Source organism: Microbulbifer sp. MCCC 1A16149 (genome assembly GCF_050368945.1).
In the GTDB taxonomy this organism is placed as follows: domain Bacteria; phylum Pseudomonadota; class Gammaproteobacteria; order Pseudomonadales; family Cellvibrionaceae; genus Microbulbifer.
Genome location: NZ_CP185959.1, coordinates 2,541,182 through 2,557,119, shown reverse-complemented (window position 1 = coordinate 2,557,119; position 15,938 = coordinate 2,541,182). Strand labels below are relative to the sequence as shown.

Annotated in this window: 8 protein-coding genes; 6 read left to right on the top strand and 2 right to left on the bottom strand. The window is 56.3% G+C overall.

The annotated features are described in order from the left end of the window. The first annotated feature begins 63 nt into the window (after window positions 1–63). Window positions 64–2,703, top strand: coding sequence for an aminopeptidase N (gene pepN, locus ACONT6_RS10810; RefSeq protein WP_428818535.1), 2,640 nt, complete (start codon window positions 64–66; stop codon window positions 2,701–2,703). Between the two features lie 63 nt (window positions 2,704–2,766). Here the strand turns inward: pepN and ACONT6_RS10805 are convergent, their stop codons facing one another. Together ACONT6_RS10805 and ACONT6_RS10800 are read right to left on the bottom strand one after the other, a co-directional pair. Beyond that, on the bottom strand, window positions 2,767–3,360 hold the full coding sequence (locus ACONT6_RS10805; protein ID WP_428818534.1) for a histidine phosphatase family protein: 594 nt from the start codon (window positions 3,358–3,360) through the stop codon (window positions 2,767–2,769). 131 nt (window positions 3,361–3,491) lie between these two features. After that, on the bottom strand, window positions 3,492–5,105 hold the full coding sequence (locus tag ACONT6_RS10800; protein WP_428818533.1) for a carboxylesterase/lipase family protein: 1,614 nt from the start codon (window positions 5,103–5,105) through the stop codon (window positions 3,492–3,494). Window positions 5,106–5,772: 667 nt separating this feature from the next. Between ACONT6_RS10800 and ACONT6_RS10795 the strand changes: the two genes are divergently transcribed. From ACONT6_RS10795 to ACONT6_RS10775, 5 genes are all read left to right on the top strand, one after another. After that, a complete protein-coding gene (locus ACONT6_RS10795) occupies window positions 5,773–7,107 on the top strand; it encodes an MDR family MFS transporter (protein ID WP_428818532.1) in 1,335 nt (444 codons plus the stop codon). A 439-nt stretch (window positions 7,108–7,546) separates the two neighbouring features. After that, on the top strand, window positions 7,547–10,765 hold the full coding sequence (locus ACONT6_RS10790) for a BapA/Bap/LapF family prefix-like domain-containing protein (RefSeq protein ID WP_428818531.1): 3,219 nt from the start codon (window positions 7,547–7,549) through the stop codon (window positions 10,763–10,765). 158 nt (window positions 10,766–10,923) lie between these two features. Next, complete coding sequence (locus ACONT6_RS10785; protein WP_428818530.1) at window positions 10,924–12,387, top strand: TolC family outer membrane protein; 1,464 nt, start codon at window positions 10,924–10,926, stop codon at window positions 12,385–12,387. Between the two features lie 45 nt (window positions 12,388–12,432). Continuing rightward, window positions 12,433–14,628, top strand: coding sequence for a type I secretion system permease/ATPase (locus ACONT6_RS10780; RefSeq protein ID WP_428818529.1), 2,196 nt, complete (start codon window positions 12,433–12,435; stop codon window positions 14,626–14,628). Beyond that, entirely contained in the window at window positions 14,628–15,908 is a 1,281-nt protein-coding gene (locus ACONT6_RS10775) for an HlyD family type I secretion periplasmic adaptor subunit (RefSeq protein ID WP_181252774.1), read from the top strand. The genes ACONT6_RS10780 and ACONT6_RS10775 overlap by 1 nt, the downstream gene beginning before the upstream one ends. Window positions 15,909–15,938 lie beyond the last annotated feature (30 nt).

The following is a 15,938-nucleotide window of genomic DNA, read 5'->3' as shown; positions in this document are numbered from 1 at the left end:
AATACAATTAATGGAAGTCGGGTGGCCCAGCGCCACCCGGAGGTACACAAGAGACTGTAAAGAATGAGAGATTCCCAGCCCAGCACGATTTATCTGTCTGACTATCGGGCACCGGACTACCTGGTGGACAAGACCGAGCTGACGTTTGACCTGGACCCGCACGCGACACTGGTTAAATCCCGCTTGAAAATACGCCGCAACCCAGCGGTGGCGACAGTCGGTGAATCCCTGCCGCCACTGTGGCTGGATGGGGTGGACCTGGAATTACTATCCATTGCCGAAAATGGCGAACTGCTGCCGGCGCAGCGCTATCAGGAAAGGGACGGCGGCCTTTCACTGGCAGTTGAGCAGCCTGAATTTGAACTGGAAGTACAGACCCGCATTGCGCCGGAATCCAACACATCGCTGGAGGGGCTTTATCTCTCCAATGGCATGTACTGTACCCAGTGTGAGGCGGAAGGGTTTCGCAAGATCACCTTTTACCCGGATCGCCCGGATGTTATGTCCGTATTCACCACCACAATTGTCGCGCCCGCCACATTCCCGGTATTGCTTTCCAACGGTAACAATGTCGATAGCGGTACGACCGACGACGGTCGCCTGCGCATTACCTGGGAAGACCCGTTTGCCAAACCTTCCTACCTGTTTGCCCTGGTCGCGGGGGATCTGCAATACGTGGAAGACACCTTTACCACAAGCAGTGGTCGCGCGGTAAAACTGCAGCTGTTCACCGAACCCCGCAATATTGGCAAGTGCGCCCATGCAATGACCTCTCTCAAGCACTCCATGCGCTGGGATGAAGAAGTTTACGGGCGCGAATACGATCTCGATATCTTTATGATCGTGGCTGTGGACCACTTCAATATGGGGGCCATGGAAAATAAGGGGCTCAACATATTTAACTCCGCCTGCGTGCTGGCCAGCCCGGAAACAGCCACCGATGCCGCCTTCCAGCGTATTGAATCCATCGTTGCCCACGAGTACTTCCACAATTGGTCCGGCAACCGGGTGACCTGCAGAGACTGGTTCCAGTTGAGCCTGAAAGAGGGGTTTACGGTGTTCCGTGACGCGGAGTTTTCCGCAGATATGAATTCGCGCGCGGTCAAGCGTATTGAGGACGTGACCCTGTTGCGTACCGCACAGTTTGCCGAGGACGCGGGGCCCATGTCCCATCCGGTGCGACCTGATTCGTATATGGAAATTTCCAACTTCTATACCCTCACGGTCTATGAGAAGGGCGCGGAAGTGGTGCGGATGATACACACCATACTCGGTGCCGACGCCTTCCGACGTGGCAGTGATCTGTACTTCGAGCGGCACGATGGGTGTGCGGTGACCTGTGAAGATTTCATTGCCGCAATGGAAGATGCCAACAGTGCCGATCTCAAGCAGTTCCGCCGTTGGTACAGTCAGGCGGGAACACCGGTACTGGAAGTGACGGACGCTTATGATGCTGAGGCGGCTCGCTACACGCTGACGATCCGGCAACACACACCAGACACCCCGGGGCAGAAAGGCAAGCAACCCCTGCACATTCCCGTGACTGTTGGCTTGCTCGGCGAGAGCGGTAACCCACTCGCACTGGATGAGTCGGGCGCGCTGGAGACGGTATTGCACCTCACCGAGTCCGCCCAGGAATTCCACTTTGACGGTATAGCAGAACAGCCGCTGCCTTCTCTTCTGCGTGGTTTCTCTGCACCGGTAAAACTGCATTTTGGCTACAGCGTAGAACAACTCCAGTTTCTGATGCAGCACGATACGGATCCCTTCAACCGCTGGGATGCTTGCCAGAGATTGGCTCTGAATACGCTACAATTTCTCCAGCGCCAGTACCGTGAAAACGGTGCAATGCAGGTACCCGAGGCGTTGATAAAGGGGTACGCCGCAGTACTCGATAACACCTCGCTGGATCCAGCGCTGGTCGCCAAAATGCTGGCGTTACCCAGTGCCCAGGAACTGGCGGAGCACGGCGAGTCTATCGATGCGAATGCGATCATCGCCGCGCGGGATTTCGCCAAAGCGTCCATTGCCAGCGCGCTGAAATCGCGCTTCCTCAACCGCTACCAGCAGCTGGATCAGCGCAAGCCCTACCAGCCCAGTGCCGATGACATCGCACAGCGCAGCCTGAAAAACACCTGTCTTGCGTATCTCTGTGTCGATGGGGATCAGGACGGGTTGGCAATAGCGAAGGCGCAGTTTGAGCGGGACGAGAACATGACCGATGTCGCCGCGGCGTTGGGCGCCCTGGTGGAATACGCACCACGAGACGAGGCTGTAGAGAATCTGGAGTCTTTTTATCAACAGTGGCAGCAGGATACCCAGGTGGTGGAAACCTGGTTTGGACTGCAAAGCAGCAGCGCGAGTTTCGGTACCCTGGAACGTGTGCATGCCTTGATGGAACATCCGGCATTTGAACTGAAAAACCCGAATAAGGTCCGCTCGGTCATCGGCGGTTTTGCCATGCGAAATTTCTCCCAGTTTCACCGGGAAGACGGTAGTGGCTACGATTTCCTTGCCGAACAGGTTATTGCGCTGGACAAGCTGAATCCACAGATCGCCTCACGGCTGGTGACCCCGCTGACTCGCTGGAAAAGATACCGGGCACAGGAATCCAAGCAGATTCACGCGGCCTTGCGGCGTATCAATGAAAGCGGTGAGCTTTCCCGGGATCTATATGAAGTGGTCAGTAAAAGCCTCTCCTGAGGCTTTTACGAGGGTATTGAAAATAGGGCGGGATGTAGATAACGGATTGTCGGCAGTGTCTTACTACTGAACCAGGTTATCGATATCCCGCTCATCTCCCAGCTCAATAACTTTCAGCGTCCCATCAGCCAGGCTCAACTCCGTGCGGGATGTGTAATCCGGGTGGAACTGAGCCACCTTGAGGTCATTGCGAATATCCGCAATGACCGAGTTGATCACCATAAAGTGACAGAACACCAGCGTGGTATGTGCATTACCGGTGTTCCCCCTCTGCTCCCCCAGTCCCAACAGGTAATCCTTTACCGTGTTCCGCCACTGAACCTGAGCCGGTGTGAGGCTATCCCAGCCATCATTCAGTAATGTTTTAATCCAGTGTCCTCGCTGCGCCAGGGGCATACCCTGCGGTGAGGGAATCTCGATTACCCGGGGCTCTTCTTCTATTTCCTGTTTCCAGCGTGCAGCGATCGGTAGGGCCGTCTGAATGGCTCGGGTTTTGGGGCTGCTTACAAGACGCACGCCCTGTCCTTCGGGAAAGTGTTTGTCCAGGTTGGCAGCCAGCTGCTGGGCCTGCAGCTGGCCGCGCTCCGTCAACCCTGGATCCGCATCGGTAGCGGATTTTGCGGCTTCTCCGTGACGAACAAGAATGATCTTATGCAAAACTCGGGTCTCCCTGGTGCACTCTTTAATCAGGCTGCCCGTATACGAAAAGGTCTACAGGCACTGGTTCCATCATAACCGATCGAGCAGGGGACTGTGTGCTGCATCCGGAAAGTGTTAACGCACTGCCGTTACAGCAGGCCGTGTAGTTTTGTATCCTCGAGGGCCTCCCACAGTTCGTGCAGTGTATCCACATCCAGGGGAGAATCTACCTCGCCAAAATTACGGCAATGGCCCTGTTCGAATCCGGGCCAGTCGCTGCCAGGATTACCGGATTCGGCAAAGTTCAGCCATGCATTGCGCATGGTTTCACTAAGGATATGTGGCTCATTCTGGCCACCATACAAGTGCTGTAACGAGGCATCGTCGTGGGTACCGAAAACGTAGCCGAGTTCTGCGGCATGGCAGGCGCCCAGTAAGGGCTGCGCATTGAGTGGCTGGGCAAAGTGATAGTGATAGCGCTTTCCGCGGTGGGCTTTAAGCAGGCGCAACCCGGGAACAGTAAATACCATATCGGTCAGCATTAAATTCCAGGTGCAGCTCCACAGTGGCCAGGGGTTTTCCGTCTGGGATTCTGCACGCCGGCGATAGTGATCCAGTAGCGGGGGCAGCAGGTGGTCGGGAAGAATAGACTGGAGGTGCCTGCGAATCTGCTGGTCATCCAACGTCAGGGTTTCCGGACGCGCTGCGCTGAACAGGTTCCATTCGTCGCGATTACTGCCCACCATTATGGAAACTTCGGCGCCAGCGCCCTGGCGCAGGGCGTCCACGGGAGACTGTATGATCAAGTCTCCATCCAGTACGGGTTTGAAAGGAAGGTGCCCCCACTGAGGACCGGTATCGGGGGCGTTTAACAGGGTTTCCTGCACCTGGAGTATCTCGCGGGTGGTCGGGGGCTGTTGTAAGGGCTTCCCGTTCCGTTGCGCCATCAACTCTGCGCAGAATCTGTCGGCCAGCTGTGCGGCTCTTTCCGGGGTGTGGAAGACACCGGGATTTCCACTTTGCACGATCGCCTTATGGAACAGTTGGCCTGTCAATGGCTCCTTATCACTTCCCCGGGCCGCGAACAGGGAAGCGATACTCATGGCGCCTGCGGATTCTCCGAACAGGGTAACGTTGTCCGGGTTGCCGCCAAATGCCGCTATATTTTCGCGAACCCAGTGCAGCGCGGCGATCTGATCCAGTAGTCCTTCGTTACCTGTGGCGGGGATGTCACAGCAGTCTCTCAGTCGCAGGAAACCCAGCGCCCCCAGTCGGTAGTTCAGCGTGACGACAATCGCACGACCGCTGGCAGCCAGATACTTCCCGTTGTATAGGGACTGGCAACCTGAGCCGAGATAGAAGGCGCCTCCATGTATCCAAACCATGACGGGCAGGATTTCCTGCTGCGGTGCTGCCGGCGTGTAAATGTTGAGGTAAAGGCAATCCTCGCTGTCGGGCTCCTCGCCATTGGGGCCCTTGATCTCGAACAGGGGAGAGGGGTTTTGTGGTGCGGGCATCCCGTACCGAGTGGCATCAAGTACGCCTTCCCATCGGCCAGTTTTTTGAGGGGGTTGCCAGCGCCTTTCCCCCAGTGGAGATTGCGCATAGGGAATACCGAGAAACTGCTGCACCTGGCCCGACGGGTCCAACTTGCCTTGCAGGGCGCCGCAGGGGGCATTGACGACGGGGTGCTGCGTGGAAGAGCGCGCGGTCTTGGCGACGTTGATATTGGAGCCAGAAGTGGGGAGACCAGAGTTGGGCATAGCGGGAAGTATCCATTTCCATTCAGCTAAAACACTATACTGGCAGCCTGAAACGCAGGCTGCGTACATTAGACTCAGTATAGAAGTTGTCATATTGGTAAGGGTTTCTGCCTGATTGTGACCAAACTATTTCCCGGTAAAAAAATACGAAATAGCCGAGCAACCCGGTTGCAATGAATACAAACTCAGATATGATAAAAAAATCCTGTCAAGATGTTGCCATTCCAGCTTTCCGGCACCTGACGGACATCCTTTTTGATAACCCTCTGTGAGAACCTTGTGAACCTTTCTTTTGGCTTGAAACTAACGACCGAATGTCGCTGGCAGAGCGCACTCAGCTCTGTCTCTGCGTGTATGTGTTGGTCGCGTTCCAATTGCCAGGGAAGTGTTTCCGCAGTTTCGGATCTTGCAGGTGGTGCCAGTAAAGCCCCGACCGTAATGATTGCATCTCCGCGTCTGATGTCCGTAAAAATGCTAGCCAAGCACCTGCGTAAACACCCGGCAACTACTGCTGTGTGCTCTGCTGTGGCGATCCGAGTGCGCGATATGATTACCTGACAGTGAACTGATTTAGTGTGCTGGAGGGTTTGGTCAAACCCCCCAGGAAAAACCCGGAGGGTTCTGCCCTCCGGGTTTTTTTATGCCGTGAATTTAGGAGAAATCGGCGATGGACAGGCAATGGTGGCAATCTCTTTACCGCTTACCGCCCTTGATATGGATAGTATTGATAGGCAGTTTCTTTGGGCGCGGCACCTATTTTATGGTGTGGCCGTTTCTGGCAATCCTCCTCCATGAAAAGTTTGCCCTGGGCCCGGGAAATATCGGGATCATTCTCAGTGTATCCGCCATGGCGTCCGCTCTACTGGGGTTTTACGTTGGTGCCATGTCGGATCGCTATGGACGACGCAATATCCTGATCCTGGGGACAGCGATCAATGCAGTGGCGTTTTTTATACTGGCCGTGGCGGAAAGCCTGTCCACGTTTGTTCTTTCGATCACCCTGTGTTCGATCGGCCGTGCGATCTGGGAACCACCTGCCGGCGCGTTATTCGGCGATCTGGTCCCCGATAAAAAATGCCGCGAACTGGCGTTACAGTTTCGCTATTTCCTGATCAACGTGGGCGCGGCGCTCGGACCGATTGTTGGCGTCTGGGCAGGCATCAGTGCACAGCAGTCCACCTTTGGACTCACCGGAGTGAGTTATCTGCTGTTGTGCTTGGCGTTTATCTGGGCATTTAGCTATTCGGTTGCTGGAAAACACGCTTCGGCGCAGAAGCATACAGAGACCAGTTTCGCCAGTACGGTTCAGGTGCTGCGCCAGGATCGGGTTTTTCTTGTGGTTGTTTTTGCCAATATCCTCGCGCTGTTCATATACGCACACATGGACACGAGTCTGGTGCAATACCTGACCCAGATGCAGGCGCCTGCACTGGTCGGGTTGATATCCAGCATGATTCTGGTGAATGCGTTAACGATCGTGCTGTTGCAGTTTCCCCTGCTGCGATTGATGCGGGCACTGTGTGTCAACAATCGCATGATGGTCGGGATTATCATTCTGGCGGCAGGGCAGGTCTGGCTCGCGCTGAACCCGATCGATTGGCTCTATGGATGGTTGGGCGCAACTTTTATAGTGAGTGTTGCAGAGGCAATTCTGTTTCCCAATATGAGCGTTCAGGTAGACAGAATGGCTCCCAGTCATTTGCGAGGGAGTTATTTCGGTGCATCTTCCTTTTATTCCCTCGGATGGTCGAGTGCGCCTTTGGCGGGGGGATTCATCATCGAGTGGGCCGGTGGTAGCGCGCTTTACTGGGGCATGTTTGTTCTGTGTGGTTTCGTGTTAATCCTCTATCGTTACAGCCGCCAGTTAAATCGGACCCTGCCGGTTAATCCTTCGCAGCCGGACCAGCTTGCAGAAGTACACGCAGAGATGCATGAAGCCAGGTTGGAGATGGGTGATATTGCTGATCGGGAAGGAGCGGCGCTTTCAAAGCCCGCCGCCTGACCCTGCCGACCCTAAAGCCAATCGACCGTTGAAATGGCCCCGCAACCCGGGGCCTTTTTTCTTTCAATCTCCGCAAAGTTTCCGCTTGCATGAAATTTTGACGGCGAATTTTCTGTAAAGACGCAAATGTCTTCCTTCCGTTGGGGCGCCCTCCGGCATCCGTTAAAAGTTCCGCATAAACTGTGACGGGTGTCGAATTTGTATCGCTGAAATCTCTATATTGGCGCTGCAAAAATTGTCCATACATATATTCAATTGTCTGGTCACACGCCTCTGACTTGAAAAAGCCGAATAAGTGATCCATACCGAATTGTGATTGATTAAAAATTGATCGCTATGGGTGAAAAGTATACCCGCGGTTTGTGAGTTGGGAATACTGGATCACTGAATTTGGTCAGGGCCTCATCTGAGGATGTAGGGAAAACAGCAGGTAGGCAGGATGCAAACCCAAGTAGTCGACAAGTCGAGCGGCGTCCTGAGTTCGTTTGATTCCACGACAGTGGTTTTAGACTCTCCAGGATTCGTCAAGCTGGCGATGGCGCAGGAAGACATACTTTCCTTTTCTAGGTCTGGTGACGATCTGATTGTTCAGCTCGCATCAGGTGAAGTCATAACGATTGAAAATTTTTACCTCGCGGATGCGTCGAGTACCCAGAGTGATCTTTTTATCGAAGATCCAGAGTCGGGTGAGGTATTACTCGCTCAGCAGGGTGTCGATGGTTCCATATTTTCAATGGCGCAGGTCAGTAGTGGGGCGGATGTCGCCGGAGTGATCCCCCCCACTGGTGAAGTTGTTTGCCCATGGGTATGGGCCGGTCTCGCGGCGCTGGGAATAGGGGCGATAGCGGCTTCTTACGATAACGATGATAATCGTTCTACGTTCGAGGCATATAACCCGCCACCTCCACCTCCACCGCCGCCTCCGTCCCCCCCTGCGCCGCCGCCGCCAACGCCACCGGCACCGCCGCCGCCAACGCCACCGGCGCCGCCACCGCCAACGCCACCGGCACCGCCGCCGCCAACGCCACCGGCGCCGCCACCGCCAACGCCACCGGCACCGCCACCGCCGCCACCGCCGCCGCCACCGCCGCCGCCACCGCCGCCGCCGCCGCCGGATGGCGACGCAGACGCGGACTCTGACGCGGATGCTGATGCGGATACAGACGCGGATGCCGATGCCGATGCGGACACAGACGCCGATGCGGATGCCGATGCGGATACAGACGCTGACGCCGACGCCGACGCCGACGCCGACGCCGACGCCGATGCTGACGCCGACGCCGACGCCGATGCCGACGCCGACGCCGATGCTGACGCCGATGCCGATGCCGATGCCGATGCCGATGCCGATGCTGACGCCGACGCCGACGCCGATGCGGATGCCGACGCCGATGCTGATGCCGACGCCGACGCCGACGCCGACGCCGATGCGGATGCTGACGCCGACGCCGACGCCGATGCGGATGCTGACGCCGACGCGGATGCGGATGCGGATGCAGATGCCGATGCGGATGCCGATGCGGACGCCGATGCGGATGCCGACGCGGACGCCGACGCCGATGCGGATGCCGACGCGGATGCTGACGCCGATGCGGATGCGGATGCGGACGCGGACGCCGACGCCGACGCCGATGCGGATGCTGACGCGGATGCTGACGCGGATGCCGATGCGGATGCCGATGCTGACGCCGACGCCGACGCCGACGCCGACGCCGACGCCGACGCCGATGCTGACGCCGATGCCGATGCCGATGCCGATGCCGATGCGGATGCCGATGCTGACGCCGATGCTGACGCCGACGCCGACGCCGACGCCGACGCCGACGCGGATGCAGACGCGGATGCAGACGCTGATGCCGACGCTGATGCCGACGCTGATGCAGACGCTGACTGCGACATAAATATCGATATCGACATCGATATTGATATTGACTGCGAGTGTGATGCGGACGCTGATTCAGACGCAGACGCAGACGCAGACGCAGACGCAGACGCAGACGCAGACGCAGACGCAGATGCAGACGCAGATGCCGATGGCGACGCCGACTGGAGCTACAGTTACGAGCTCAATCTGCATGGCTATGACATCGATATTGATATTGACGTAGACATCGATAAAACGGGCAGTCACAAAGATGGTGATTGCGAGATCGATATAGACGTAGACATTGACATTGACATCGAATGTGACGCTGATGCCGACTCGGATGCGGATGCGGATGCGGATGCGGATGCGGATGCGGATGCGGATGCGGATGCGGATGCGGATGCGGATGCGGATGCGGATGCGGATGCGGATGCGGATGCGGATGCGGATGCGGATGCGGATGCGGATGCGGATGCGGATGCAGATGCCGATGGTGATGCCGACGCGGATGCAGACGGTGATGCCGATGCGGATGCCGATGCGGATACAGACGCCGATGCGGATGCCGACGCGGATGCAGATGGTGATGCCGATGCGGATGCCGATGCGGATACAGACGCAGATGCGGATGCCGACGCGGATGCAGATGGTGATGCCGATGCGGATGCTGACGGTGATGCCGATGCCGATGCCGATGCGGATACAGACGCCGATGCGGATGCCGACGCGGATGCGGACGGTGATGCCGATGCGGATGCAGACGGTGATGCCGATGCGGATGCGGACGGTGATGCCGATGCGGATGCGGACGGTGATGCCGATGCGGATGCGGACGGTGATGCCGATGCGGATGCGGACGGTGATGCCGATGCGGATGCGGACGGTGATGCCGATGCGGATGCGGACGGTGATGCCGATGCGGATGCGGACGGTGATGCCGATGCGGATGCAGACGGTGATGCCGATGCGGATGCAGACGGTGATGCCGATGCAGATGCAGACGGTGATGCCGATGCAGATGCGGACGGTGACAGTGACGAAGAGCCAGAGGATCTACCCAATGGTATTTCGTACGCTGCATTTGAGCTGCAAGATGGAACAGTCGTCAAAGTCGAGTATGGAGATGATGACGACATCAAGGATCCGACACATCCGGCCACGCTCATAGATTGTATCGAAGAAGAGTACGGTCAGGACGTCGTCGGCGAGTACATCATCAAAGCAGGTAACGAGCATTACGATGGAGACGGAAACCCGAGAGACCCTGAAGTCGATGGATGGCCAGTGAATATGGCCGGAAATGTGGGTGGTCCGGGTGTCGAAACTGTCGCGCTTGAAGATCTCTGTGACGATGATGAGATGATGATGCAGACGGAAAGTGATGCATCCGGGTTTATGTCTGCAGAGCTCGCTTCAGAGCTGGATCAGATGGGTGAAGCGCATGGACTTGATCAAGACCAGGTCCAGGCACTGAAACAGTCGATCCAGGATCAGCTGGAGGATGCTCTGGAAGATGTGATCAGCCTGGCTGAACTTTCCGAAAGCAGTACGTCGGATGGCGGAGACTCGGATTCCCATCACCAGGATGGTGACGGGCAACCGTTGACTCTCGAGGACTTGGTCGAGGATCTCTTTAATGATGATTCTCTACCGGGGCTGGGTTCCAGCAGCTTCCTCGGGCAGAGTCTGACGGAAGTGTTTGATCCGGGAGAATCACCCGACAACTTGCCTCCGGATATGGATGACCCGATGAGAGATCTCTGGTCTCAAAATGGACACCATGATCTGTAGGTAAATTCACCATAAACAGCCCACTTTTTGGGCGCCATAAGCACCGGGCCAAAAGCCCGGTGCTTTTTTTTTGAACTAAACTTAGTGCGGCATTAGGTATAACTACCCGCACAGGTTTGCGCCTTCGGCATTCAGTTGCGGAATAAAAGTGAATAAATGTGAGCCAACAGTACGCGATGTTTTTGTCAGGGAAGGCTGCGCGTCGTATCGCCTGCCACATAGTCGGTGTTTCAGCTCTGCTGGCACTGCCATTTTCATTGGCGGATGAGTCTGAGAATTCCTTTCAGACCATTAGCCCCAGTGACTTGCAGAGTGGATCTGACGCCAGTCCTTTCCTCAATGCACAGCCGCTCAACCCCTCAGTCACTGCCAGCTCAAATACCTGGCAGCTGGGTATCACCGAGGCCGTGCAAAAGGCCGTTGAATGGCACCCGGCAATTGGCGAGTCCGTAGGCGTGTTACACCAGCAACAGGAAAATATTCGCAGGGCGCGATCCGGCTATTATCCGCAGGTCAACGTGGGTGTGATTGGTGGCTACGACAGCGAAACCAATGGCGATGGTGACGGGCATGCGGTCCAGTTATATCTTTCCCAGGTTCTTTATGACTTCGGGAAAATCTCCGGCAGCGTTGATTCTGCTACGGCCGGCGCGCGTGCAGCTCAAGCCCAGGTATTGCAGCAAATTGATGCTATAGCACGGGATACAGCGGAGGCAGCCATCGAGGTTCAGCGTTATCAGGCATTGCTTGAATCCGCCGATGCGCAGATTCAGGGGGTGTCTGCTATTTCCCGCCTGGTCAAAATTCGCAGTGATCGTGGCGCGAGCACGCGTTCAGACGTCCTGCAGGCGCAATCGCGGATGGAGTCCGCCAGAGCCAATCGTCAGCAGTTGCAGGCGCAGCTGAACCGTTGGCGCAGTGTATTGCAGAATCTGATGGGCGTGCAGCAGAGCGTTGCGCTATCCATAGGATTGCCGGAACCGGTATTGAATGGCTGTTTGGTTGATCCCATGCAAGCCAATTACGCGCCTGCGGTACTGCTTGCGGAAGCGCAGCGGGCTGAAGCCGTAGCACAATTGAAAGAAGCTCGTGCTCAGGCGTGGCCCACGCTGTCTCTGGACGGCAGTGTAAACAGCTATCTAGATCAGGAATACGTGGACGCCAATGCGCTTAATGACCATGAAAGCGCGGTATTTCTCAACCTCTCCATGCCGATCTACCAGGGGGGGAGGATTTCTGCGAGCAAGGAAGCGGCGAGTTTTGCCATGCGCTCTGCAGAGGCGGCAAAAGACAATGCCCGGCTGACCGTGGCCCGGGATCTGCGCATCGCGCAAAGCCAGAGTCAGGGGTTGCAGCGGAGTATATCCATTCTCGAAGCGCGCTTGCGCGCAATATCCGAGACGCGCGATCTCTACCGTCAACAGTACTCCTCCCTTGGTAGCCGAACCCTGATTGAATTACTCAATTCGGAAGAGGAGCTGCATCAGGCGCGGATAGAAAAAAACAATACCGAATACGACCTGCACAAACTACAGGTGGATTGCCTGTACACCGTAGGCGAAATCAGGAATGCATTTGATCTTCAGGCGCGTCCCATTCAGGGAGTAGAGGTACTGCCGTAAGCACTATGGACGGCAGCAGTTTGCAGGAGGTGGCAGGAGCCGTATATGCAAGACTCCGAAAGTGAGCAGAAGGAATACACACCCTGGGTGCATGCGATACTGGCGATCGCCAGGCATTACCGGCTCGAGTTTTCTGAAGAAAATATCCGCATCGCTTCCCGATGGGGGCAGCAGGAAACGGTGGAAGGTGTTGTGCGCAGCATGGCGCGGCAAGCGGGCCTGGTAGCCAGATTTACTGAGTTCGATAAATCCATGTTGAGCCCCTGGCGCTTGCCTCTGGTGGTCCAGTTGCGTGGCGGACAAATTGGCGTTATCGAAACTACCGATGGTAAGGGACACCTCGCCGTTTCCTTCAGTGGCGACCGCGGTGCTGCTACGCGGATCAATGTCGAGTCCCTCGTTCCCCATATCATTTCAGTGGTGGTGTTGCGCCCGGCACACAATGTCGCTGACGCCCGTGTTGATGACTATGTGAAACCCCAGCAGAAACACTGGTTTCGTTCAATTATCCTAAGGGACCTGAAGCCATACGGGCATGTGATGATCGCCACAACGGTGGCGAACGTGCTGGCACTCGCGGGTATTCTTTTCTCCAAACAGGTTTACGACAGAGTCATACCTGCAGAGTCCACGCCGACTTTATATGTGCTGTTCAGCGGTGTCCTGGTCGCAGTACTGTTTGATTTTATCATGCGTATCAACCGTATCCGCGTCACAGATTTGCTGGGGAAACGTGCGGATATCCGTGTGTCCGACCTGGTATATGGCCATGCGGTGCGGCTCCGCAACAGCGCCAAACCAAAATCCACTGGTGCGTTTACCTCCCAGATCCGGGAGCTGGAGCGGGTGCGCGAAATGGTGACTTCGACCACCATTCTGGCAATGGCAGATATGCCATTCTTCTTTCTGTTTCTCGGATTCCTCTGGTATGTGGCGGGGCCCCTGGCGTTGATTCCGTTGGGCGCGTTGGTGTTGCTGATTGTTCCCGGCCTTTTGGCCCAGAAAAAACTGGCGCGCCTCGCCGGTGAATCCATCCGCGAATCCTCTCTGCGCAATGCAATGCTCGTAGAGACGGTGCAGGGGATGGAGGATATCAAGGCGATGCAGGCCGAGCAGCGTTTCCAGCAACAGTGGAACCACTACAACGCCGTTACCGCAGAATCCAACCTGCGCCTGCGTGGCCTTATAGGCCGACTGGTGACATGGACACACAATGTTCAGTCCAGTGTATTTGCCATCATCGTGCTGTTCGGCGCGCCGATGGTGATGGCCGGTGACATGACCACGGGTTCGCTGGTAGCAGCTTCTATCCTCGGTTCGAGGATGATGGCCCCCATGTCGCAGATTACCCAGGTACTGAGCCGGTGGCAGCAGGCAAAGTATGCGTTAAAGGGACTGGACCACATCATGCAGCTGCCGGTGGATCACGCTGAAGGCAGTAAGCGCGTGCATTTGTCCTGCATCACCGGAAATTATCAGTTGCGTCAGGCGTCTTTTAAGTACGGCGCCGAGTGTGAGAGTCCGGCGCTGTCTGTGAATGTGCTGAAAATTCGCGCCGGCGAAAAAATCGCGGTGCTGGGGCGGAACGGTGCAGGCAAATCCACTTTACTGCAGGCACTGTCGGGCATGCTGGAGCCGAGCGCTGGCGAGGTGATTCTCGAGGGAGTCAGCATGGGGCACATCGATCCCGCCGATACTCGTCGTGATATCGGCCTGTTGACTCAGAATGCCAATCTTTTCCACGGAACCCTGCGAGAAAATGTCACCCTGGGCGCGCCGGGAGCCACGGATAAGGAAATCATTGCTGCGCTGGATATGTCGGGCGCGCTCGAATTTATCCGCAAGCTTCCGAAGGGTATGGATCATGTGATTTTGGAAGGGGGACTGGGGTTGTCTGGCGGCCAGCGGCAGTCCCTGCTGCTGGCGCGACTGTTTATCCGCAACCCCAGTGTGGTTTTACTGGATGAGCCCACCGCATCACTGGATGACGTAACGGAAAAAAGGTTTATTAGCAAACTGCAGCAGTGGGCGGAAGGCCGCACTTTGATATTTGCCACGCACCGTACCAGCACCCTGAAGCTGGCGGACAGAATCCTGGTGGTTGATAACGGGCAGCTGCTGATGGATGAAAGCAAAGAGGTCGCGTTGCAGAAGCTTTCCCAGAATGCGACGCAGAATGGAGCACGGCAGGGACAGGAAGTGTCCGGAGAAAAACTGTCGGACAGTGAACAGGTGAGCTGATGGCAAGAGAAGTAGCTATTACCGACCCCGAATCGTCGGCGATCAGTAGGCGGCAGGAGAAATCTTCCCAGGCTGCCAATGTCGCCATACTGGAAGCGGACTTTCACAATGCCGGTGCCCATTACGAAAAAGACTCTGACGATGCGCAGCTTACCCGATCGAGCCGGGTTATCTGGGTTTTTTTCCTGTTTCTCGTGTGTTTCGTTACCTGGTCTTATTTCGCCAAGGTGGATGAAGTGTCCAAAGGGCAGGGCAAAGTAATCCCTACTTCCCGGGCACAGATTATCCAGTCCCTTGAAGGGGGCATCTTGGCCGATCTGAATGTCAAGGAGGGCGACATAGTAAAGCCCGGTGAAGTACTCGCCCAGCTGGACCCGACCAAAGTACGCTCCAATGTAGAAGAGGGAGAGGCACGTTATCGAGCGGCTTTGGCGAGTGCTGCACGGTTGAGTGCAGAAGTAAATGGCACCGCCCTGCGATTCCCGGAAGAACTGAGCGGCTTCGAGGATCTCATCGCCAAAGAACGCAGGCTCTATCAGACACGACAAGGCAGCTTGCAGGATTCCCTCAGTAGCCTGAAAGAGGCCAGGGACCTGATAGAGCGTGAACTCTCGATTACCCGGGATCTGGTGAGTTCCGGCGCAGCCAGCAACGTGGAGGTGTTACGCCTCAGTCGGCAGAAATCCGAGCTGGACCTTAAGATCAAGGATGTGCGCTCGGAGTATATGGTGCGCGCCCGTGAGGAACTGGCTGGTGTGAGTGCTGAAGTGGATGCCCTGACTTCGGTGATCGAAGGGCGGGCAGATTCGTTGACCAGGCTCACCCTGAAGTCACCCGTGCGCGGGATCGTCAAGGATATCGAAGTCACCACCATCGGTGGTGTTATCCCACCCAATGGCCGTCTTATGGAGATTGTTCCTCTGGATGACAGGCTCCTGATCGAAGCGCAAATCTCCCCAAGGGATATCGCGTTTATTCATCCGGGACAGGACGCCAAGGTCAAAATCACGGCCTATGACTACTCCATCTACGGCGGCTTGGATGGGAAAGTAACCACCATCTCGCCGGACACCATCCAGGATGAAACTCGACCTGGAGAATACTTTTATCGCGTGCTGATCCTGACGGACTCCCACGCTCTTATTAACCGTGCGGGAAAGGAATTCCCGATTGTGCCGGGTATGGTTGCCAGTGTGGATGTCAAAACCGGCTCCAAAACCGTGTTTGACTATCTGGTGAAACCTTTTAACCAGGCTGGCGAGGCGCTAAGGGAGCGTTGAATCGCAGCTTCCCGGTCTTCAAGACCTGCG

Coding starts and splice junctions, on each gene's coding strand:
- pepN (WP_428818535.1), top strand. CDS start 64: ATGAGAGATTCCCAGCCCAGCACGATTTATCTGTCTGACTATCGGGCA.
- ACONT6_RS10775 (WP_181252774.1), top strand. CDS start 14,628: ATGGCAAGAGAAGTAGCTATTACCGACCCCGAATCGTCGGCGATCAGT.
- ACONT6_RS10790 (WP_428818531.1), top strand. CDS start 7,547: ATGCAAACCCAAGTAGTCGACAAGTCGAGCGGCGTCCTGAGTTCGTTT.
- ACONT6_RS10780 (WP_428818529.1), top strand. CDS start 12,433: ATGCAAGACTCCGAAAGTGAGCAGAAGGAATACACACCCTGGGTGCAT.
- ACONT6_RS10800 (WP_428818533.1), bottom strand. CDS start 5,105: ATGCCCAACTCTGGTCTCCCCACTTCTGGCTCCAATATCAACGTCGCC.
- ACONT6_RS10795 (WP_428818532.1), top strand. CDS start 5,773: ATGGACAGGCAATGGTGGCAATCTCTTTACCGCTTACCGCCCTTGATA.